The 23036-nt window shown below is 44.3% G+C and carries 17 protein-coding genes; 10 read left to right on the forward strand and 7 right to left on the reverse strand.

The features are described from left to right. Positions 1-47: 47 nt before the first annotated feature. Positions 48-3395, reverse strand: coding sequence for a UvrD-helicase domain-containing protein (locus T426_RS0117310; RefSeq protein ID WP_036985488.1), 3348 nt, complete (start codon positions 3393-3395; stop codon positions 48-50). Positions 3396-3800: 405 nt separating this feature from the next. Between T426_RS0117310 and T426_RS0117315 the strand changes: the two genes are divergently transcribed. After that, positions 3801-5810, forward strand: coding sequence for a hypothetical protein (locus tag T426_RS0117315; RefSeq protein WP_153637627.1), 2010 nt, complete (start codon positions 3801-3803; stop codon positions 5808-5810). A gap of 8 nt (positions 5811-5818) precedes the next feature. Then, entirely contained in the window at positions 5819-6991 is a 1173-nt protein-coding gene (locus T426_RS0117320) for a T9SS type A sorting domain-containing protein (protein ID WP_025864954.1), read from the forward strand. 477 nt (positions 6992-7468) lie between these two features. On the opposite strand, the gene T426_RS0117330 is transcribed toward T426_RS0117320, so the two are convergent. Together T426_RS0117330 and T426_RS0117335 are read right to left on the reverse strand one after the other, a co-directional pair. Continuing rightward, a complete protein-coding gene (locus tag T426_RS0117330; protein WP_027586031.1) occupies positions 7469-8830 on the reverse strand; it encodes an SPOR domain-containing protein in 1362 nt (453 codons plus the stop codon). Between the two features lie 179 nt (positions 8831-9009). Continuing rightward, positions 9010-9447 (reverse strand): alanyl-tRNA editing protein, encoded by a 438-nt coding sequence (locus tag T426_RS0117335; protein WP_025864956.1) that lies wholly within the window; start codon positions 9445-9447, stop codon positions 9010-9012. A 149-nt stretch (positions 9448-9596) separates the two neighbouring features. Between T426_RS0117335 and T426_RS24150 the strand changes: the two genes are divergently transcribed. From T426_RS24150 to T426_RS0117350, 3 genes are read left to right on the forward strand one after another with little or no spacing between them, the layout of a single operon-like run. Continuing rightward, complete coding sequence (locus T426_RS24150) at positions 9597-10169, forward strand: RNA polymerase sigma factor (RefSeq protein WP_025864957.1); 573 nt, start codon at positions 9597-9599, stop codon at positions 10167-10169. A 2-nt stretch (positions 10170-10171) separates the two neighbouring features. Further along, positions 10172-10744 carry a hypothetical protein gene (locus tag T426_RS25285; RefSeq protein ID WP_027586032.1) on the forward strand — a complete coding sequence of 191 codons (573 nt, stop codon included), beginning with the start codon at positions 10172-10174 and terminating at the stop codon, positions 10742-10744. Then, a complete protein-coding gene (locus T426_RS0117350; RefSeq protein WP_027586033.1) occupies positions 10725-11759 on the forward strand; it encodes a hypothetical protein in 1035 nt (344 codons plus the stop codon). The genes T426_RS25285 and T426_RS0117350 overlap by 20 nt, the downstream gene beginning before the upstream one ends. Positions 11760-11777: 18 nt before the next feature. Here the strand turns inward: T426_RS0117350 and T426_RS24160 are convergent, their stop codons facing one another. Then, on the reverse strand, positions 11778-12677 hold the full coding sequence (locus T426_RS24160) for a glycosyltransferase family 2 protein (RefSeq protein ID WP_025864959.1): 900 nt from the start codon (positions 12675-12677) through the stop codon (positions 11778-11780). A gap of 71 nt (positions 12678-12748) precedes the next feature. Here T426_RS24160 and T426_RS0117360 point away from each other — a divergent pair, with 71 nt between their 5' ends. Further along, a complete protein-coding gene (locus T426_RS0117360) occupies positions 12749-14179 on the forward strand; it encodes a TlpA family protein disulfide reductase (protein WP_159103339.1) in 1431 nt (476 codons plus the stop codon). A gap of 23 nt (positions 14180-14202) precedes the next feature. On the opposite strand, the gene T426_RS0117365 is transcribed toward T426_RS0117360, so the two are convergent. Both T426_RS0117365 and T426_RS0117370 read right to left on the reverse strand, forming a co-directional pair. Continuing rightward, a complete protein-coding gene (locus T426_RS0117365; RefSeq protein WP_025864961.1) occupies positions 14203-15096 on the reverse strand; it encodes a carboxypeptidase regulatory-like domain-containing protein in 894 nt (297 codons plus the stop codon). A gap of 258 nt (positions 15097-15354) precedes the next feature. Beyond that, positions 15355-16185, reverse strand: coding sequence for an XRE family transcriptional regulator (locus T426_RS0117370; protein WP_036984649.1), 831 nt, complete (start codon positions 16183-16185; stop codon positions 15355-15357). A gap of 63 nt (positions 16186-16248) precedes the next feature. Here T426_RS0117370 and T426_RS0117375 point away from each other — a divergent pair, with 63 nt between their 5' ends. Genes T426_RS0117375 through T426_RS0117385 form a run of 3 tightly spaced genes read left to right on the forward strand, consistent with a single transcriptional unit; the run spans position 16249 to position 21694 of the window. Next, entirely contained in the window at positions 16249-17001 is a 753-nt protein-coding gene (locus T426_RS0117375; protein ID WP_025864963.1) for an ImuA family protein, read from the forward strand. Continuing rightward, positions 16994-18490: a Y-family DNA polymerase gene (locus T426_RS0117380; RefSeq protein WP_025864964.1), complete on the forward strand. Its 1497-nt coding sequence runs from the start codon at positions 16994-16996 to the stop codon at positions 18488-18490. Before T426_RS0117375 ends, T426_RS0117380 begins: the two co-directional genes overlap by 8 nt. A gap of 12 nt (positions 18491-18502) precedes the next feature. After that, positions 18503-21694, forward strand: a complete 3192-nt coding sequence (locus T426_RS0117385; protein WP_199898629.1) for an error-prone DNA polymerase — start codon at positions 18503-18505, stop codon at positions 21692-21694. Positions 21695-21714: 20 nt separating this feature from the next. Here the strand turns inward: T426_RS0117385 and T426_RS0117390 are convergent, their stop codons facing one another. Further along, on the reverse strand, positions 21715-22278 hold the full coding sequence (locus T426_RS0117390) for a Crp/Fnr family transcriptional regulator (RefSeq protein ID WP_027586035.1): 564 nt from the start codon (positions 22276-22278) through the stop codon (positions 21715-21717). 165 nt (positions 22279-22443) lie between these two features. Here T426_RS0117390 and T426_RS0117395 point away from each other — a divergent pair, with 165 nt between their 5' ends. Further along, complete coding sequence (locus T426_RS0117395) at positions 22444-23007, forward strand: Crp/Fnr family transcriptional regulator (protein WP_025864967.1); 564 nt, start codon at positions 22444-22446, stop codon at positions 23005-23007. The last annotated feature ends 29 nt before the right edge of the window (positions 23008-23036 follow it).

Here is a 23036-nt window from a genome sequence, read left to right on the forward strand (position 1 = left end):
TATGTAAAATGTTTTATTTAAACGCTTCCTTTATTCTAATAAAATACCTAATCAACCTCAACCAGTTTATTTTCCTGAATATACCATACATACCCTTTCGCATGAGCATATCCCATTTTCCTAATATCGGTTAAGTAACCGGCGACTTGCTTCCGGTTTTTTTCATTTTCACTTCCGGTTTTGTAGTCAACTACCACCAGCTGATCGTCCTTCATCATTACCCTGTCGGGACGATGAGTCCGTTCTTTTCCCCGAAGGATATCTCGTTCGGCGAGAACCTTCCAACTACCATCGAACCATGAATGAATGATGTCTTCTTCCAGTTTTCCGGCAATCTCATTTCGAAGATTCTCCATTGCTGTTTTTTCGATTTTTCCTTCAAACAACATGCGATTCAATGCCCTGTCGATGTCATGAGTAGTGATGATGTTCTCGAATAACTCATGCATTAACTGTCCATAGTTCACTTTCTCTAATTTGTCACTGGGCGTAATCTCGAAGTAATTCTGGCTATGTAACCGGATTTTCAAACTATCGCCTTTCCCGCCAAATTGAAAATTAGTAAGTGCAAACGAATCAGTGGCTGTTTTCACATTTCCTGAAGGTTGAAGAGCGCCCAACTCAAAGGCTTTCTCTTCCATATTCCAATAGTCCGTAATGTCGATGTAATGTTGCCGGTCCTCCGAATCGAGCAATGGCGGATTTTCAAATATGCGTTGAAGCAAACCTGACATCGAGTTTCCAACTCCCTTAGTCAGTTTCGGATTGTATGCACCATACACAACCAACGCATTTTTGGCACGGGTAAACGCCACATACAACAAATTGAGGTTGTCGACAGCACTGTACAACAACTCGGTAAAGTATTCATCAGCAAATAACGAATTCGTCAGATTCTTTTTATACTTCACAGGAACCAGTGCAAGTTCGCTCAACGGTTCGCTATCGGGCTTACACCACAAATGCGGCGCATGTTTCGGATCAGGATAAACCGGCCAGTCACAGAATGGAATAAAGACAACCGGAAATTCCAATCCCTTCGATTTATGAATGGTCAGAACGCGGATAGCGTTTTGTTCCTCTGCCACACTGATGGTTTTACTAAAACCGGTACTCTCCCACCAATCGACAAACGAGTTGATATCGGCTGACTCCGTACGCGTATAATCCAGTAGAATATCTAAAAATGCCTGCAGATAGGGCCATTCTCCGGAAATACTATTCAAACGGAATTCTCGAATCAACCGTTCAGCCAGATTGTACAACGGCAATCCTCTTAGTTCATTTTTCAGGGCAACGCTTTCTTCGTCTCCCAGCCAAGGATTAAACAGCGCCGGCATGTTATTCATATAATCAAAATACCAGTCAGCTGCTTCGTCCTGATCCATTTTCGAAGTTCCAAATAAATCCAGCTGCTGTTTACCGTTATTCTTTAATAATACCTGCTCTTGTTGCGGCATGGAAGGAAGCAGATAAAAGAAAAACTCGTGAATCATTTCAGCTTCCCTGATTTTATTCTTCGGGCCGGCCAAAATATGAAAGTAGTTCAGGATGAACTTCACCGTTGCGGCATTGCCCACAAACAATGAGTCGTTCGAAATAACCTCGTAACTAAAAGCTGAATCAGGAGTTGCCAATTTCTTTTCAAGCAATGCCTTGGCAATTTCCGCGCCTTCCCGCTTATTCCGCACGAGAATCGCGATGTCGCCCGGTTCATAACCCAGCTCCTGCATTTTCTCGATATTCGAGATGGTTTTATTGATGGCCATTTGCCGGAAGTCGTCTTTGCTTCCTTCATTTTCCATCAGCTCTATGCGCACGTATCCATTTTCACTTTCACTTTTAGCGCACTTCTGAAAATGATCGGCATACGCTTTGGCTATCAGATTTTCGAAATCTCCTTTGTTTTTAATCGTGTCGCCGGTAGATTCCAGTTGAGCATTCACGTCATCCTGCAAAAATTCGGAAGCCTGCCGGAAGATAATGTTATTGAAGTCGATGACGTTCTTTGAGCTTCGCCAGTTGGTATCAAGCGTTACTTTGTCGAGGCCGTAATGCTGAAAATCATTCTCCAGTTGATTGGCCAGTAGATTCCAATCGCCGTTACGCCAACGGTAAATCGATTGCTTCACGTCACCTACCACCATATTTTGTCCACCTTCCGCCAGTGAGTTTTCCACCAATGGATTCAGGTTATGCCATTGCATTCGCGATGTATCCTGGAACTCATCGAGCATGAAATGTTGATAAACGGAGCCCATCTTTTCGTAAACGAACGGCGTATCGCTGCCGGCTATCACTTTATTCAGCAACTGCGCCGTGTCACTCAGGATAAGAATGTTCTTTTCCAGAGATATTTCCTTGACTTTGGAAGCCAAGTCAGTTAAAACTCCCAGCGTATAAAGATTGGGAAGAACAGCCTTCGCTGACTCAACCCTTGGTGATTCTTCGTTGTAATATTGCAATGCCTCGTTGAGCAGACTATTTAATCCTTCGTCATAGGCCGAAGCAATAGCATTCTTCACTGCAGGATCTGTCGTTTTGGTCGACCAATCGTCAAGATTGTCAACGGCTTTTAATACCCGCGCACTGGGCTCATATTTTCCTTCCGTCAATTTTGGGAAATAGGAAGCAAATGAAGTCTTGCCGTATTTAAAAGACTCCGGGCTTAATCCATGGCTGGTCATCAAAGCAATCGCTTTTCGCCCAATATCAGCCATCCGCTCATCGAATTCCTCGGCAATCATTTTTAATTTCTTGCCATAATCAGCCAGGAACTCCTTGTCCTCCATGCGTGCAATCAATTCCTCATCGAATGTCCGGAAAGCTTCGCCGAAGATTTCGCTTCCCCTTTCCAGTATATGCTGCTTAAAGTTCCAATTCTGTCCTACCTGCAAAGTCTGCTCTGCAAAATCCAAAAACCATTCTCTGAGCAATTCATTATCATCAATACCAAGAAAAAGCCTTTCGACGGCTTCCTCCAAAATAGCCCGATGATCCAGCTCGGTACGAAATGAAGCATGTAACCGGATTTCACGCGTAAAAGCCCGGACAACCCGTTGAAAGAAACTATCGATGGTACTGACTGAAAAACGGGAATAATCGTGCAATACAGATTTCAATATCTTATTGGCGAGTTTCCGAAGCGCCTCTTCCGGTATACCAGAAACAGACATTAATGTATCCAAATGCTGTGAAGGCTGACCACTGGCCAACAAATAAAGTTCACTAAGTATCCTTCCCTTCATTTCGGCTGTTGCCTTATTGGTAAAGGTGACAGCCAAAATATGTCGGTAAGCCGTTGGTTCCTGAAAAATCAGTTTCAGATATTCCCGGGTAATCTGAAACGTTTTTCCCGAACCGGCCGAAGCTTTATATATTTTCAAATTAGACATTATCGCAACATTTTTTTGGCGTTTCCAATCGATTCATCCTCCTCCACTACTCATCATTTCCGCATAAAACCTGTAGCATCTGACCGAATTCCTGTAAAAGTAGAAAACATCTCCGGAAAAAGATTTTACACTCACAATATTTATCCCTTTTGCTGCTTCAATTTTTGTTGCAAAGCCCGAAATAACTGATGATATGACATCTGAGACAAGGACATTGATACCTCTTGCTAACCCGATAAACTTTACAATTCGCTATTTTCTATCATAATTACATAATATTTTGCCATTATCGTGCGTTATTAAAGGCAAAGGGTAATTCAGTATTACCAAAAAAATGTTATGTTAGCAAGCTCAAAATTCGAGAAATTGTACAGTTTGACTAACCCAATTCACAAATACGGAAGCATGAAAATCCTAAATTCTGAGAAAGTAACTTACTTGTTGTTGTTCGGGTTGCTTTTATTTTTCACCCCCGGTATCACTGTGGCTCAAAATGTTTCAGTAAGTGATGAACCCCATAGCCCGGACTCGACTGCGGTTTTGGACATATATTCAAACACCAAAGGTCTGCTTATCCCCCGTGTAGACCTGGTTGCTCCTGATGATCCTGTTGTTGGCACTAAGCCGGTTGGATTGCTGGTCTGGAATAAAACCGCTTCTGCATCATATCCAAATATTGGATTGCACTACTGGGATGGAAGTGATTGGAAAAGTGTTTCATCGACCGAATATGTTCCGCAAGCATCAGCTTATTATATTAGTAATGCTACATCATACGAAAGTGCCGACTCCATCCTGGATAAGAGCATAAATGGCTTGCAATTATTTCTCGACCAAATCGCTCAATTACCTAATACGCCGGCAAATTATCTAACCAACATCTACGCTACCCGACAGGGAGCCGGATTAAACGAAACCGATGGTGCTTATCTGAATCATCCTACTGCTACCTATATTTCGACAGCAACTTCACTGAATGAAGCAGATTCACTGTTGGATAATCAATTGACTACGGTTACCAATTCTACCGCAACAAACAGCGCTGCCCTTGTCAACTTAAACACACGGGTTACAAACAATACAAATGCGATTGCCACAAACACGTCCGATATTTCAACAAATACTTCTGACATTTCAAACCTGCAAACGCAAGTCAACAATCTTACTTCTAATACATCCACACAAACCGAAATAGACGCGGTTGAAGCCGGAGCCGGTTTAAATGCCGACGGGACCTATTCGGCTAACAGTGGAGCCACCTATATTGGAACTGCTACAAGCTTGAACAACGCTGATAATCTGCTGGATCAGGCTATAAGTTCGGTAATGGCAGATGTACAAACCAACAATCAGGATGTTACGCAACTAACCCAAGATGTAGCCAACGTACAACAACAGGCTACAAACATTCAAGCTGAGCTGGATAATACTCAGGCTGGAGCCGGATTAGGAACTGACGGAAGTTATACCGCTAATACCGGAACCAACGTAATCACTAGTGCAACCGACCTGAATAATGCCGATGTACTGCTTGATCAGGCTGTAACAGCAGTTACCACAACGGCTCAAACCAATCAGTCGAATATTTCCAGTTTGGATACTCGCGTACAAACATTGGAGAACAATACGGTTTCCAGTAGTGATTTTGGAGCTGCCGGTACGGTAGAAGCAAATAAGGCAATTGTTGCCGGAAGTGATAAGTCCGTTAGTGGCTTTAACAAAATATCTACAGATGGTAAAGTAACCGTTGGAGCGACAACTCAACCGGAGGCATCGGCCATTATGGAAGTTAATTCCACCACGCAGGGTTTTCTTCCTCCACGGATGACGCTGGCGCAGATTGACGCGATAGCCTCACCCGCTGAAGGTTTGATGGTTTACTGTACTTCACTGCATCAACCGCTCTATTACAACGGTTCTCACTGGATGACCTATACTGGCAGACCTGCCGAAATCAAAGTTGGAAATAAACTGGAAGGTGGTATTATCTTCTATATCAATAATTCGACCAATGAGGTTTACGTCGTAGCAGAACAAGTATTTAACGGCCTTGAATGGGGACCGACTGACCAGATGATTGGTGCAACCAGCACTGACGGAGCATCCAATACATCACTTATCAATACGGCTCTGGCAAGTAATACCACCTATGCTGCTCCATTCTGTGAAAGTTATACGTACGAACTAAAAACTGATTGGTATCTGCCTTCACAGGAGGAAATGGCTTTGCTGTATGCCGCACAGGCCCAGCTGCCTGCAGGATTTATCCAGTCAGCGTATTACTGGACTTCAACAGAAGTTGATGCATCAAAAGCAGTAGCATTCGATGGTTCAACCGGAACGGCTATCACTGCTGGTCAGTTGAAGTCAAGCCTATACCAATTTTACGCAATCCGGAAATTCGTTATTCAGTAAGCAAAGTAATGAATCGACTCATATACATACCACTCCTTTTAGCCTTTGTACTCCTGTGTAAAACACAAGCAGATGCACAGCAAGCTGTTTTTCATAACAGCGGTGCACAGATTGTGATTACCAAAGGAGCTGACGTAAACATTCAGGGTTCCATGCTCAGTGAACCGTCCAATAATATTGCTCCTAAAATTAAATTAAACGGGAATCTTAGTGTTTCAGGTGACATCATTAATCATTCCGACAATCTGTTCCGCATATCCGAAGGGTACCTGATTTTAACAGGCTCGGGAACCCAGGTTATCAGCAGTAATTTCTCCTCTCCGTTTCTGGTATACAACCTGGAGCTTAACGGAACAGGAACGACGCTGCTGCAAACTAACGTTCGAATTATCAACGACCTGAACTTTCAGCAGGGATATCTCGATGTCGGTGACCAGGATTTAGTTCTGTATTCAAATGCTTTTACTTCCGGCACACCGGGAGATCAATCCATGATTATCACTTCAGGTACAGGAAGATTGATTAAAAGCATGCCCCAACAAGAAGATATAACGTTACCTGTAGGAAGTACTGCCAAAGGTGCTCACTATTCTCCCGTCGATGTTGCCTGGCAATCGGGTACCTTTTACAGTAATAGCATAGTTATGCTTTCGGTTAAACCGGAAAAACTGGATGCTAATACAAGCCCGCAGAATTACCTTGAAAAATACTGGGATGTGCAGGTAAGCGACGTCGATAATCCGAAAGCCAACCTGACATTTCATTATGCGCCGGAAGAGGTTTTTGGTGACTCATCGCAGATTTATGCCATGCGCTTCTTTGAAAACAACGGGCAGATGTGGCCGCGCTTCGATGGCAACCTCAATCCGGTAACCCATAGCTTTACCTTTGCGACTAGTAATTTTGGCAAATTTACGGCGGGTGATTTAGGTACCTCTGACTTCTCAGATGTTATTGTTTTCCCAAACCCTAATAACGGCGCTTTCTCCATTAAGGTAATTGCTCCGGCAGAAGGTATGATGGATATGCAATTTACCAACATGGCAGGTCAGCAATTATACTCAGGTCAAATCGATCAGGGTATTCATGAATATGACTTTACCAACTCGCCTAAAGGCGTATATTTTGTGAAGATTTTCTTCTCGAACAAGATTGTAACACGTAAAATCGTTATACGATAATATAGAGACTGTTTTATTGAATAAAAAGGCAAATATTCAAGAAAGAGTCTGTCCCAAAAAGCAAGTGGACAGACTTTTTTTTTTTAGCATTCGTTGGGTCAACAAAATATCAAGAGATAAATAATTTTTGTCAAGACTTTATTTTAAAATACCAAGACATAATTTAAAAACGTCAAGACATTTTAAACAAAACATTTAGACATTTTTTCTAAAAGATCTTGATGTTTTTCGAAAAAGTCCGGACTTTTTGAAAAAAGGTCAAGACTTTCTTTCAATACTGTCTGAACTTTTCCACGGTAAGGTATATACTCCCTAAAAAACAAGTAATGATTCAAGAAAAAAGAGGCTGTCCCAAACGAGACGGCCTCTTTTAATCTTATAGATCTCATAATTATCGGTTCAGAGCCCCCACGGGAAGAATTACCCGTTTTTCGGGGAAAGTATTTCACTGCTTAACGCCCCATTCGGATGCAATAACTATTCATCGTATACCCCATGGAACTCGCCGGAAATGGAACGTAAGCGCATACCATTTTTGTAACCAACCACAAAAGCATCTTTTATCTTCGTATCTCTCCTGATACGTTTTTTGAACGCTTCGGCCTCCGGATAAGTATCGAAAGTTCCTAACGTAAATTTCAGGTAACCGTCCTGCTCTTCGCTCTTGATTGGCTCTGTCAGATGAAGTATTCTTGCCAGCTCTTCAACAGTATAGTGATACTGAGCAAACGCGCCAACCTGAACAGTAAAACGATATACTGCGTCCTTATACAAATGACCGCTTGCTTTCACATTGTCGCTGCCGGTACGGTAAAAACCAAACTGCCCATCAATTTGTTGCGCTCCTGCATAATCTTTCAGCGGAAGAATCTTATAGCTCAACATCATGGTCGAACCTTTGGGCAATTGCGGGTAATCTACATGGATATCCGTCTTATCATAACTCTTCGTTGAATCATTCCACGCGTAAACGCCCTTAGGAAGTGGAATATCCAACATTCCCGGCGTACTCAGATCACCTTTCTGAATTTTGATATCCAAATGGTACTCATGCCCGGGTAAGAGTTTATTTTCTGTATTCACCGTAAGGGGAACTTCCTTCAAACCGAATTTTTTATCCAAATCAAGCATGTCTTCGGCCTTCTTCTCCCCTCTTCTCTTTCCAAATTTATAAACCAGTCCAACCTCACCAACCAGGTAATTCGGATTTCTCAGCCACTTGTAGTCTCTGTCGTTTCCTCCTTCGTAATATTGAGAATCAAGACCACGCCACGATGCTCCCAAACGGAATCCCAAATGATGTGTCAGATTATAATCGAAAAGCAATCCTACCTGATAGGAAATTTTGTAGTTATCTTTTGGCTTAACAATATTAGGCGACGGTTCAAATATATTTACACCTCCACCGACTTTCCCGTAAAAGGCATATCGCTTTTGCGAAACATCGTTTGCCTGTAAATTGGTGAAATTAATCAATCCGTTCAGGTTGATATCATGGTAATAGGAATAATCGTTACCAATTGCCCGGGCAAAACCGAACTCATATTCGGTCTCAATCGAAAACACATCGTTTATTTTTCGATGAATACCGGCACCCACAAACGGAGTAATTTCGTTAAAATAGGCATTGAAGTATGGATCCAATTCATTATTTATCGCCTTGAAATAATTAGTGGCTCCTCCGTTAATGTAAAAAAACCAGGGTTGACTGATGTGATACTTTTCTGGTTTTGCCTGTGTACTGTCCTGTTCCTGGGCAGCTGCACCAACTGATACAGAAATCAATAAAAGCATCATCGTGGCACGAAATAATCCAAGCAGAGTAAAATGTCTTCTCATTTTTATCACGGTTAGTTGCAAAAACAACGTAAAATGGTTTCTTCTCAATATTTATTAAGGGTCTGAACCAAATTTAGAAAATTTGAACCCCATTTCTGAATTTAATGAAAAATATTATCAACAAATACAACCAACTTATTATCTATAAAGAAGGTATAACCTGAAAACGAATACATTCCTTAACTAAGTTTAAACCGAACCCGAAGCACACCATCGCAAAAAGAGGTAGAAATCAAATGAAACTCCCCGACTTCTTTGGTTTGGTTAACATGCTCGCCAATACAGGGACAGGCATCATATTCACCAACATGCACAATACGCAGATGCTCCTCATCAATGGCTTCTTCAGGCAACCGATCCAGATTGTATCGCTCTGCCGCCACATCGTAAGTAACCATTTCGTGACCTACAGCCAAATTCCAGCCAATAACTTCATTGACCCGCGATTCAAGATCCTTTTCCTCATCACTGTTCAGCGGGCGGTTAAACCGATAATCACATTTCGATTTTTTTCGCTCGATATGACTGGAAAAGGCCCGGTTACAACCAAACATACGCATCATCGTCTGATTTAAAATATGCTCGGCCGTATGCATCCGATGATCGTAATCTTTCATTAGTTAGTTTATTTAAAACAAAAATAGCCAATTCTACTGTTATATTCGCGGTATTTCTTGCATAGCCTGTTTCAAAATATGAATTTTATGTTTCCACCATGCAACACAAATGAAATCGTCTCGTCATTCAAACAGAAGTATAAAACAAATTGAAAAGGAAAGCGATAAATATTCATCAGCATCTGATTGACCGCTGCCTGCTTAACGATACCAAAGCTCAGTTCGAGATTTACAAACTGTATTACAAAGCAATGTATACAACCAGTTTGCGAATTGTCGGCACAACTGAAGATGCGGAAGATGTAATGCAGGAAGCTTTTCTTAAAGCGTTCAGAAAACTGGACACTTACGAAGGCGAAGTAAGTTTTGGAGCCTGGTTGAAACGAATTGTCATCAATCATTCCATCGATTACCTGAAAAAAAGAAAGATGGAATTCAAAGAACTTTCGCCCAATGAAAACCGGCTACCAGACACTGACAACGAACCGGAAATGACGGAAGGTATTACCGTTGATGAAATAAAACAGGCAATGAGTGAGCTTTCTGATGGTTACCGGGTAGTACTTTCGCTCATCCTGTTCGAAGGATATGATCATGAAGAAGTGAGTGAGATTTTGGATATCAAAAATGCCACCAGCCGTTCGCAGTTTCTGCGGGCGCGCAACCGGTTAAAAGACATCTTGCTCAACCGAAGAAGTAAAAATAACGTGGCAATAATCTGATTATGGACAATCTGGAGAAAATATTAAAGGAACGAAGGGAGGATTTTCTGGAAGAACCCGCGGAAGGCCATTTTGAACGCTTCCAAAACCGACTGGAGCAAACCGAAAGAAAAACAAAGCGGAAGAATTTGCTGGTTTCCCGGTTCAGTCGCGTAGCTGCTGTTGCTATTATTCTGTTGTTATCGGCCAACCTGGTACTTTATTGGTTTCATCCGCTAAATAACCAGAACCAGGCCGTTAATCAGACAGAAGAAGTTCCGGGAGAATTTAACGAAGCCCAACTCTACTATACGGCCCGAATAAACGATGGAATCAGCCAATTGCAGAAGATGGCCGGTCAGGGTGTTGAATCTTCTAAAGACCTCAACGAAATTAAAAAGGAACTGACGGAGATGGACAGTCTTTATCGGAATCTGCAAAAAGAGCTGAAAGTAAATCCGGGCGACGAAAGGATATTAAACGCTATGATTGAACATTACCAGACTAAACTGGCAATCATCAATACCATACTCAACGATTTAAAAAATGCATCAATTCAAAAAAAATCATCATCTCATGAAAAAGTTCAAATATAACCTGTTTCTTCTGGTTGCTATTCTCTTTGCCAGCCAGGCATTTGCGGAGAAAACAACCAAGAAAGTGTACCAGAGTTTCGACATTAACTCGGTAAAAGCACTGAATATCAACAATAAATTTGGCAACGTTTACATCGATGACGTTCGCAGCGATTCCGTTGTGGTCGATGTGGATATCTGGGTAGAAGGATTGCCCGAAGACAAAGCAAAAGGACTACTCAATAAAATTGATGTATCCATTCACAAGGATGGCGGAACGGTTTATGCAGAAACCAACATCACATCGGATTTTAAAACGCGGCAAACGTTCAGTATCGATTACCACATTTCGGTTCCGGCCGACCGCGACTTGACCGTGGAACAGCGTTATGGAAACGTCACAATGAATAATCTGACCGGTAAGGGTAAATTCGAAATCAAGTATGGTAGTCTTACCGCTAAAAAACTCAATTCACCATTGCTTAGCTTCGATTTGGCCTACAGCAAAGCCGAAGTAGAGGAAACCGATGATTTGAATGCCGACCTGCGTTACTCCAAACTTTTCCTGACAAAGGGAAAGAAATTGACCTTGGACAGTCGCTACTCAGTGGTAAAGACGGATAATTGTGATTACCTGAAAGCCGATTCGCGATACGACGACTTCGAATTGGGTGAACTCAATACCTTGATTGCCGAATCGATGTACACCAATATCAAAGCAGACAAGCTGAATTCGACTTTGCAATTGGACAACGGCTACGGAGCCATAAAAATTGGCGAAATACCCGCTGGATTTGACAGCATCCGTGTAACCAACAAATACGCCAGCATCAAGTTAGGAATCGCTCCCGATGCCTCGTACTACCTTCACGGAGAGGTTCAGTATTGCAATCTGAAACACCCGGACAGCAACCGGTTGAACCGGATGAAGGAAAACACCAGTTACGAAGTGGACGGAATCATCGGAAATGATAGTGCTCCCAAAGCAAAAGTGGATATAACCAGCCGTTACGGAAGTATTTCTTTAATGCAATAGATTTGAATGCAAACCTTTTTAGCCGGCCGTTTTACGACCGGCTTTTTTTATGAAAAACAAATAAGTCAGTTTATACAAATCGAACAACCACAATGGTCCGCCTTTTCGCATCAATTGCTTCTCCCATTTCACATGAAAATTCTGGTACAAAGTCGTCATCATCTTTTGCATTCCCATTCTTTTAAGAAACCTGAAATACCGAATAACCTTAACGCCCGATGAATCAAAACCGGTATTTGCCTGCATTAATTCAGCCAGGTTCTCCACTCCTTCCCGTGTTTTGGCAAGAAAAACATCTGCATCGTCGATTCCGGTATGAATCGCCGGGTTATCGATATGAAGAATACTTGCACCCGCTTTCATCATTTTTTGCCCTAAAAACGTATCCTCGTGCCCATACCGGGACAATTCTTCCGAAAAACGAATTTTCAGAAATTGTTCTTTCCTTATCAGGAAATTGAATGCAGAAAAAGAATTGAAAGGCTGCTGATTTCGCCGGATTGAAGGAATTTGTTCCCGATGAATGCCATATCTCCATCGTAAGTGTTTCTTCCCTTCAGCAGGCGGCTCATAATAGTAAGTTGTACCACCACAAACGACATCCACGTCGTCAGTGTGAGCTATATAGTTCTTTAAAAAATCCGGATTGAAGATTTCTGCATCAGCGTCAATGAAAAGCAGGTAAGGATATTGTGCCATTTCTGCCAAACGGTTACGATTAGCGGCCCGCCCTAAATTTTCTGCTCCCGTTTCAATCCGTACAAAAGGAAAATCTCCATCAAGATTGAATGCGGGTGTTGGCCCGTCTTCCCCGACAATGATTTCAAACGGAATTTCGCACAATACAGCCTGCTCGTGCAACGTTTTGATCAGCAGGCGACAATTGTTCTGATAGCTTGGAATCAATATCGAAATCATGGGAATTGCAATTGTTTTTACTAAGTTGCAAATCCGAAATCCGATTCGCAATCATGCAAAAATTAACTGAAATGTTTCACATAAAAAAATATCTGCCACTAACGCTTGTGGCATTTTTATTGGCGGCAAAAGTTGTCGTTGCCGAGGGTTACCAAATTAAACTTTCGTTACCTCAGCAGAAAGATACACGTATTTTTCTGGCCAGCTATTATGGCAACCGAATTTTCCGGATCGACTCCACACAGACCGATCAGCACGGTAATGCAACCTTAGCCGGCGATTCAAGCCTGGATGAAGGTTTCTATCTGCTGTATCTCGACAAAGATCATTACTTCGATTTCCTGGTTGGAAAGGATCAAACTTTCTCTATTTCCGGAAATTTCCAGAACAGTGAAAGTCAACATTTTTCCGGATCAACAGAAACAGAGGCATTTCAAAAATATCAGCAATTTTTGGGGCAACAGCGGAAAAAACAAATGAATCTGCAACAGCAAATGCAGCAGTATCATTCGAATACTGATTCTGTTAAACAAATCAGAAACCGGATGATAGCCCTAAACCAGAAAATGCAAAAATACTGGGAAGCTCAGGCCGACAAATACAAAGGAACATTTTACGCCGACTTTATGCGCTTCATGATTATTCCACGTCCGGATGACATCAAAGTACCGGCCAATGTTGCCAATCCCGACTCGGTGAAATGGACCAAAGAATACGCGTTCCGACGGGATCATTTCTGGGACAACTTTAATTTTGCTCAGCCAGGCCTTATTCGGACACCTCTTGTTCAGAACCGACTCGATACCTATTTCGACAAAGTTTTGATACAGAATCCCGACTCGATTATCGGTCCGGCAAAAAAACTGATAGAAAAATCAAAAGCCAATGACAATATGTTCCGGTTCATGGCCGACTTTGTATTGACTCACAGTGCCAATTCGCAAGTAATGGGTATGGACAAGGTCTTTGTTCAAATTGCCGATGCTTATTTTCTGAATGGGAAAGCCAGTTGGGCCGATTCAACCATGCTGGCAAAAATCCGGGAGAAAGTATATGTTACGCGCCCCAACCTGCTGGGGAAAATTGCACCGGAATTAAAGCTTCAAAATGCCGACGGTCAGTATTTCAGCCTGCACCAGGTCGATGCCAAATACACTATTCTTTACTTCTGGGAGCCTGATTGCAATCATTGTAAAGAACAAACTCCGGTTTTGTATGACAAAATATACAAGAAATTGCATTCGAAGGGAGTTGAAGTTTATGCGGTATTAACGCAGCCCGACGAAAAAGCAGACTGGCAAAAATTCATCGACGATCACGGACTGTATGATTGGATAAATGTTTGGGACCCGGATATGATTTCCAATTTTCATGTCTTGTACGACGTACACAGCACGCCCACATTGTACATTCTCGACAAAAACAAAAAAATTATAGCCAAACGACTGGATGTAAATACCGCCGGCGATTTACTGGAGAAACTACTCAAGTACCAGAAATAGTAATATTTGAATATACGGAGGAATCAGATGTGGTGAACCAAAATGTCCACACTGGTTCCTTCGTCCTTTTGCACCTCAACCTCCACCTCACTGTCTTCATAACCATACTTGTGTATCTTGGCATGATATTGTCCGGGAGGTAAATTATAGAACCGGAAATGTCCAAGTGGTGATATATGCCGGGTTAATCTCAGCTCCCGTATCGTAATATCGGCATTCCCCACCGGAAGATGAGTAGCATCATCAATAACGGTTCCCTGCAATGGAATAGAATAAGCCGTACGAATTCCTCGGGCCTTTTTGTACGATTCGTAAAAGTCTTTATTCACCCAGCGAAACATCATGGACTGTGCATCCAAGTGTTCTTTTAGTACTTTCCGGGCTTCCAGAATCAAATCATCAAGTTTGTCGTATAGTTTTTCGCGGGTTTGAATGGTGACTGTCTCTCCTCCGGTACAATAACGCAGTTTCTCGATGTTCTCCTCCATTTCGGCCAAATGTGCCAGCGTAATAAAGTAAGTACGAAGCTCGCTATAATGCTCGACACTAATTTCCAATATATCCTGGCTTTTGCGCAATAAATCGTCACAGGTAATTTCACTAAAATCTGAGGAAAGGTAATCCAGCTTGTCAATCAGCTTATGATCGTCCTGCGTTAACGCATACACCAACAGATTTTTGGAAATCCTAACGGTGAGTTCCTCCAGTCGTTTTCTGAAAACAGCTGAATCTTTTTTGGGCAAAACATACAACGATTCCATTTTGTGGACAATTTGCCGGATGTAAAGTAAACGCCCGGAAAAAAGATGAAAAGCCGAACGAAATCCGTAGTGGTTACGCCAAAGTGAATGATACTCACTGCAAACCTTCTCCACAGCCAGAAACATTTCCATGGTGGCTATCTGATCTTTATTCATAGCAGTATCGATTTGATTGAGAAATTACCTGAAGTATCCCCTGAGAGGGTTGTGATAGAGGATATATTACCGAATGTAATCTTTCCCGGAAGAATAAATATCGCTTTCAGAAGTGTGCTTTATGGCCTGACTCCCTACTAAATTTACGGAAAAATAAGCGATTTACATAAACAGGAGTTCAATTTAATGTTGCCCAATACCGGGATGGATCAAGCTTACTTCCCTCCTGAAATTCCATCTGCTACTTATCTGGATGTCTTATTTCAAATCTTCCCTGGATTTCCCCGGCAACTGTTCGATTTTCTCCTCCAGGTTTCGAATGGCTGTTAGTACGGTTGTCATTTCAGACCGGGCTTCCGGAAACTCCTTGCTGGTATAGGCATAAAACCGCCATATTTCCATCACATCGCTGGCGTCAACAGAGTAAGGTTCATACATCGAATTAAGTGATTTCAACAGAATCGTGCCGTTCGGATTCACTGTGACCATCTTGAACACGAAATCCTGCTGCCCTTTCAGGATGACAATACAGGGCGTATCCGGTTTGATGGTTGTCCAGTCCTCCACATATTGCGTTACAATATCGCTGTTCTCGGGGACTGGCAGCATGGAATCACCAATAGACGGGAAAACACGAAACGTTCCCTGGGCCGGCAGGTTGGGAAGCGAATATTTTGGCAACGATGCGATGAACTCCGGGTCATTGTAACCCGCCATGTATCCTGCCTTGGCTTTTACCGGAACATACTCCACATTTTCGTTATTGGACGAGTCTACCGAAATGGCTAATACACGCAGGTTACCGCCCCGGATGTACACATCATTTCCGGCCTCCAGTTCCCGAAGCTTTATTTCTCCCAAAGTGGAAAGGTTGATCTTTAATAACGTGTCGATGCTTATTTTAAAAAACTCCGAAAAATTCAGGTAATCTTCCGGTTGCGGTGACTTCGTGTTACCAGCTTCGATCGCTGCCAGTTTGGCCCGGGTTATTCCTAGCTCTGCAGCAAGAGCTTCCTGGCTCATTCTTCTGCGTTCCCGGAGAAATTTGATATTTCCGGCGAAAAAAATTTTTTGCGTTCTGCTCCTCATTTGTTATATTTAGAAACAGTAGTTTGTTATTAATAATAACAAATTTAGTAATTATTTTCAATTATGAAAGAGTTGGCTGGGAAAAAAGAAATTATCAAGCAGCTGAAAGAGAAGATACTTGCAATGGAGGGGTTCAGCTCGGGGCCGGATAGTCACCAGTTTGATTTCGGACTGGGACCAATGAATGCGGCATTTCCGGGAGGCACTTTTCCTGTTGGGGCGGTACACGAGTTCATTAGCCCTACCCAGACCAGTTTCTCTGCAACCAACGGCTTTATTTCCGGACTATTGAGCACACTCATGAAGAAGGATGGCATTTGCCTGTGGGTTAGCACCGGACGCAGACTGTTTCCGCCAACATTAAAATCTTTCGGAATCGAACCCCACCGGGTCATTTTTATCGATGTCAGACGAGACAAAGATGCTTTATGGGTCATGGAGCAAGCCTTGAAATATAATTCACTTGCAGCGGTGGTGGCCGAATTAAGAGACATCAATTTTGCCGAATCAAGGCGATTGCAGCTGGCCGTGGAAGATAGTCGGGTCACCGGCTTCTTGCACCACTATTTTCCCCGCAAGGAGAATACATTGGGTACCGTATCCCGCTGGAAAATCAAACCTCTGCCCAGCCTGGTAACGGACGGACTGCCTGGAGTCGGATTTCCGCGTTGGGAAGTGGAACTCGAAAAAATTCGTAACGGCCAACCCGGTATCTGGCAGTTCGAATGGCGAAATGGCGTATTCAGGCATATCATCGTTCCCAAACGAACTGTTTCGGAACCCGGACTACCAAGAAAGGAAAGACACTATGCCTAAACGGTATATGTCCATATGGTTTCGCCATCTGGCTACAGACCGGATGGTCAGACTTCATCCGGAACTTCGGGACAAGCCTTTTCTCTTGTATACTCCCGAACACGGCCGGATGGTGGTCAGGGCTTCAAGCCGGGCTTTAGACCGCGAAGGCATTGTTTCCGGCATGGTGGTGGCTGATGTGCGCGCCATACTCCCTTCGGTGGAAGTCTTCCCCGACGAGCCGGCAACGACCGAAAAACTGCTAAAGGATCTGGCAGAGTGGTTTCTCCGCTATACGCCCGTAGCTGCCACCGATCCTCCCGACGGCCTGATGCTGGATATCACCGGTTGCACACACTTGTGGGGCGGAGAACTTTCTTACCTCAAGTCGATCATCGTTCGTCTCCGCAAAGGCGGATATGATGTACGCGCTGCCATTGCCGATACCATCGGTGCAGCATGGGCCATGGCTCGTTACTGTAAAAACGGTACCATCGTTGAACCCGGCAGACAAGCCGAAGTTCTTCGTTCACTTCCTCCTGCAGCTTTACGACTGGAAACTACTATTCTGCAACGTCTGGAAAAACTTGGTTTCAGGCAAATCGGGCAGCTGAGCCGCATCTCCCGGACCAATCTGCGCAGGCGCTTTGGTGATGTTCTACTTATCCGGCTGGGGCAGGCATTCGGAACCGAACCCGAGCTCCTGAATCCGGTTCAGCCTCCCCCACTCTACCAGGAATGGCTCCCCACGTTGGAGCCGATTCGAACGGCCAAAGGAATTGAGATTGCCCTTCAACGCTTACTGGACTCCTTATGTGAACGCTTCTTCAACGAAGGAAAAGGGATGCGGACAGGTACCTTCAAAGGTTATCGCGTTGATGGGAAAATCGAGCAAATCAGCATCGGTACAAACCGGGCATCCCGCAATGCTGCACACCTATTCAAGTTATTCGAACTTAAAATACCGGAAATAGAACCCGCGCTCGGAATTGAACTGTTTGTGCTGGAGGCAACGCTTGTAGAAGAGGTCAGCGAAACGCAGGAAGCTTTATGGAGCATGGGAAACAGCGACCATGCAGCCATTGCTGAATTGCTGGACAATATTGCCGGCAAAGTGGGAATGAAATCCATTCACCGGTACCTTCCGCTGGAACACCACTGGCCGGAAGCTTCGATAAAGGAAGTCTCCTCCCTGGTGGAAGAACCGGAGACCAAATGGCGCACCGATCGTCCCAGACCGCTTCATCTTTTGCCCCATCCCGAACCTGTCGAGGTGATGGTGGCCCTCCCCGATTATCCGCCGCTGCATTTCCGTTACAAAGGCAACCTCATCAAAGTGGCCAAAGCCGACGGACCGGAAAGAATAGAGCAGGAATGGTGGCTCCAAACAGGACCGCCCAGAGATTACTACTACGTTGAAGATGAAAACGGCGCGCGTTACTGGCTCTTCAGGCTTGGAACATATGGCAATGGAGAACCCAGATGGTTTCTTCACGGATTTTTCGCCTAAGGAAAGGATAAGATGATGAATTATACGGAACTACAGGTGACCTCTAACTTTACCTTTCTCCGGGGAGGCTCACATCCGGAAGAGCTGATTGAAGAAGCAGAAGAACTCGGCTATAAAGGGATTGCCATTACCGACCGCAATACCCTGGCCGGAATCGTTCGCGCTCATGCGGAAGCCCGGGGCAAAAATATCCGGTTCATTCCCGCGTGCCGTCTTGACCTGTTGGATGGACCGAGCCTACTGGCTTATCCAACTAATATTTCCGCTTACGCACTTTTGTCAGAACTCCTTTCCGTAGGAAACCTGCGGGCAGAAAAAGGCAAATGCCACCTGTACAAAGCCGATGTCTACCAGTATGCCAACGATATCAAATTTATCGTAGTGCCGCCGGCATCGCTTAATGCGGATTTTGATTTCGAACCAGAATTTATCAAGGCATTGGAAGAATATAAAGAAGCACTGAGAAGCAACCTGTATCTTGCGGCCGGTTTCACCTACACGGGAGATGATCAAAAGAAACTGTTCCGCCTCTCGCAACTGGAAGCCAGGTTGGGAATCCCGATAATAGCTACCAACGATGTACACTACCATGCACCTGAACGCAGGGAATTACAGGATGTCCTGACCTGCGTCCGGGAGAAATGCACGATTCATACCGCAGGTTTCAGATTACATCAGAATGCAGAACGCTACCTGAAACCTGTCGAAGAGATGGAGCGTCTTTTCCGGCAGTACCCTGAAGCGATTTACCGTACACAAGAAATAACCGATGCCTGTCGTTTTTCGCTGGATGAACTAAAATATCTCTATCCGGAAGAGATTACCAGTGAAGGACGAACGCCGATGGAAGAGTTGGTCCATTTGACCTGGGAAGGTGCCAAAGAGCGTTTCGATGGAACGATTCCTGAAAAGATAAAGGAAACTATTGAAATGGAACTGGAGTTCATCGGCCGAAAAGATTATGCCTCCTATTTTCTGACGGTATACGATTATGTTCGCGAAGCCAGATCGAGAGGAATTCTGTGCCAGGGACGTGGTTCAGCAGCCAACTCAGTTATTTGCTACTGTCTGGGTATCACATCTGTGAATCCTTCAAAATTTAAGTTACTGTTCGCCAGGTTTATGAGTGATGCGCGTAACGAGCCTCCCGACATCGATGTGGACTTCGAGCATGAGCGCCGGGAGGAAATTATGCAGTACATCTATGAAAAATACGGTCGCGACCGGGCCGGAATTGTCGCAACAGTAACGCAGGTGCACTGGAAAGGCGCCGTTCGGGATGTGGGAAAAGCGATGGGCTTATCCTCCGATGCCATCAACGTACTTTCCAAATCGGCACACGAATTCACCGAAGATTGGTTCACAGGGAAAGCAATCCCCTCCAACAGCTTCAACCACAACGATCCGCACCTGAAAAAGGTGTTGGAGATAACCGACCAGTATATTGGCTTTCCACGACAGCTGGGACAACATACGGGCGGATTTGTCATCACACGGGGTAAACTGCATGAGCTATGCCCAATTCTGAATGCACGCATGCAAAACCGCACCAACATTGAATGGAATAAGGACGACATCGAGGCACTGGGTTTTATGAAAGTGGATGTGCTGGCATTGGGCATGCTGACCTGTATTCGCAAAGGATTCGATCTGGCAAAGCAACATTACGATTTGGATCTGACGTTGGCCAACATTCCACAGGACGACCCGAAAGTGTATGAAATGATTGGCCATGCCGATACACTCGGCGTTTTCCAGATTGAAAGCCGGGCGCAGATGTCGATGCTTCCCCGGTTAAAGCCCCGCAACTTCTACGACCTGGTTATCGAAGTGGCCATCGTGAGGCCCGGCCCGATACAAGGCGATATGGTGCATCCCTATTTAAAACGACGAAACGGTGAGGAACCGGTCGAATATCCATCGAAAGAGCTGGAAGGTATTCTGGGAAGAACGTTGGGCGTTCCGTTATTTCAGGAACAGGCCATGGAAATAGCCATTGTTGCCGCTGGTTTTACTCCCGACGAGGCCGATGGTTTGCGAAGAGCCATGGCCACATTTAAAGCCAAAGGTAAAGTGAGCCGCTATCGCGAAAAACTGATCAATGGCATGATAAAGAACGGCTACACCCTCGAATTTGCCAACCGCGTATTCAAGCAAATTGAAGGCTTTGGTAGCTACGGTTTCCCGGAAAGCCACGCGGCCAGCTTTGCACTGCTGGTATATGTTTCCTCCTGGCTCAAGTGCTATTACCCCGACGTATTCGCCGCCGCACTGCTCAACAGCCAGCCGATGGGCTTCTACCGCCCGGCACAAATTGTGATGGATGCCCGCAAACACGGCGTAAAGGTAAAGCCGGTGGATATTAACCATTCCGATTGGGACAACACGCTGGAAGAGCAATCAGGTCAATACCGCGCGATCCGTCTGGGTTTCCGGCAGGTAAAAGGCTTACGCGAAGAAGACATGCAGGCACTTGTATCCGGAAGAAATATCCCCTACCAAAATGTCAACGAGTTGGTGAATGCGGGCGTTCATCCGTCTGCGCTGGAAAGGCTCGCCGATGCTGATGCTTTCCGATCCATTGGCCTCGACCGGAGGCAGGCATTGTGGGAAGTTTCGGCCCTGCACGACCATCCCACCGGGATATTCAAGGGGACACCTTCGCAAAGCACCGAAGAGGAAACAACTGAACTTCCCAGAATGACACTTGGGGAGCACGTGATGCAGGATTATGCCAGCACTTCGCTATCGCTGAAAGCCCATCCGGTCAGTTTTCTTCGGCGAAAGCTAAATGAATTGCAGGTTACGCCTACGGCAGGATTAAGCTCAATGAAGAACGGGCAATTTGTAAAAGTTTGTGGTTTGATCACGGTCCGGCAGCGACCCGGTACAGCCAAAGGTGTGCTGTTCATCACCATCGAAGATGAAACCGGATTTGCCAACCTCGTTGTCTGGTCAAAGACTTTCGAGAAGTACCGCAAACAGATTCTTCAATCCAGGCTACTCATGGTGTCCGGTAAGTTACAGATCGAAGGCGAAGTCATCCATGTGGTGGTCAATACCTGCTACAACCTGAATGAATTGATGAGCCTGGATACGGAGGGACGTGATATCGGCTCGGTTCATAAGCGGATACCAACAAAAGAAGCTCCTCCCGGAAAGATTGTTCAGGGAACACTTTTCCCGTCGAGGGATTTCAAGTAGCATTTAGGACCAACGAAACATTACTGAAGCTTTGCCCTCACGCGGCTTAACGTCTCCTGGGAGATTCCTATCAACGATGCCAAATCCTTCAGTTTGATCCGATGCAACACCTCCGGGTAATTCTCCAAAAAGAACCTGTATTTATCAGCGGCAGTCATCTGCTTATAGTTTCTCATAAAATAATTCAGACTCGCTAAATAATGCCGCAGCAACACAACATGATATTTCGAATACGGAAGATAGTTCAGTAATTCTTTCTCATCATCATATGTAATTGAACAGACAACAGAGTCTTCGTAAACCTCCAGATAGTCGAAGGCCGGTTCCTGCTCAAAATAGCTATAGTGCGATGTCGCCCATTGATTGTCGATATAAAACCATTTGGTTACCTCCACCCCATCGATAATCATATATTGCCGAATCGTTCCGGAAATAATGAACCAGAGCTTGTTGCAAATACGGCTCTCCTTTAACAGGAGCTGCCCTTTCTTTAATTCTTCAACTTTGAATTTCGCGAGGATGGCTGATTCCGTGGTATCATCCAGAGAGGCAATGTTCCGGATCGTGTCGGTTAGTTTATTCATTTCAGGGTTCATATCGCAATTTACAAAATGCCTGGATGTGTTTTGACTTATCCTCCGTTGCAATCAGCCACCTGTTCCTTTTTGTTTCCGATTTAAATACTTTTGAAAACAGATATCAATAACCGGCATTTTTAAGGTTACAACCGAAGATAACCAGCAGGAATAATGAAAGAACTCATCCGATTCATCAACCGATACCAGGAACTGGACCCGGAAACAGAGGAAGCCATTCAAAATTCGTTTGTGAAAGAAATCTACCGGAAGAATGAATTTCTTCTCGAAGAAGGGAAGGTATGTTCGAAAGTCAGTTTTATCTCCTCCGGACTGGTGCGGCGCTTCTTCATCAACGACGGGGTCGAATTGACCAAATGGCTCTATTATGACACCCACTGGGTCGCTTCGTTGTTCAGTTATTTCAGGCAGGAACCCTCGGTTGAATTCCTGCAGGCATGTGAAGAAACAATCGTTTATTCCCTGTCGTATGAGAACGAACAAAAGCTACTTAATTACCCTTTATTCTTAGCATTTCATGTCAAATTTCTCCGGATTTCAATCGCCGCCTTTGATGAATTTCATTTCGTGTTTGGTTCGATGTCGGCCCGGACAAAATATCGTTACCTCCTGGAAAAGTTTCCATTGATGATCCAAAAAGCCAAACAGAAGCACATCGCCTCACTCATGAATGTCAGCCAGGAAACTCTGAGCCGGATAAGGGCTTCCATTAATTGACCTGAGATCAAGAAAATTAAGATGCATTC

Source organism: Prolixibacter bellariivorans ATCC BAA-1284 (genome assembly GCF_000621705.1).
Lineage (GTDB): Bacteria > Bacteroidota > Bacteroidia > Bacteroidales > Prolixibacteraceae > Prolixibacter > Prolixibacter bellariivorans.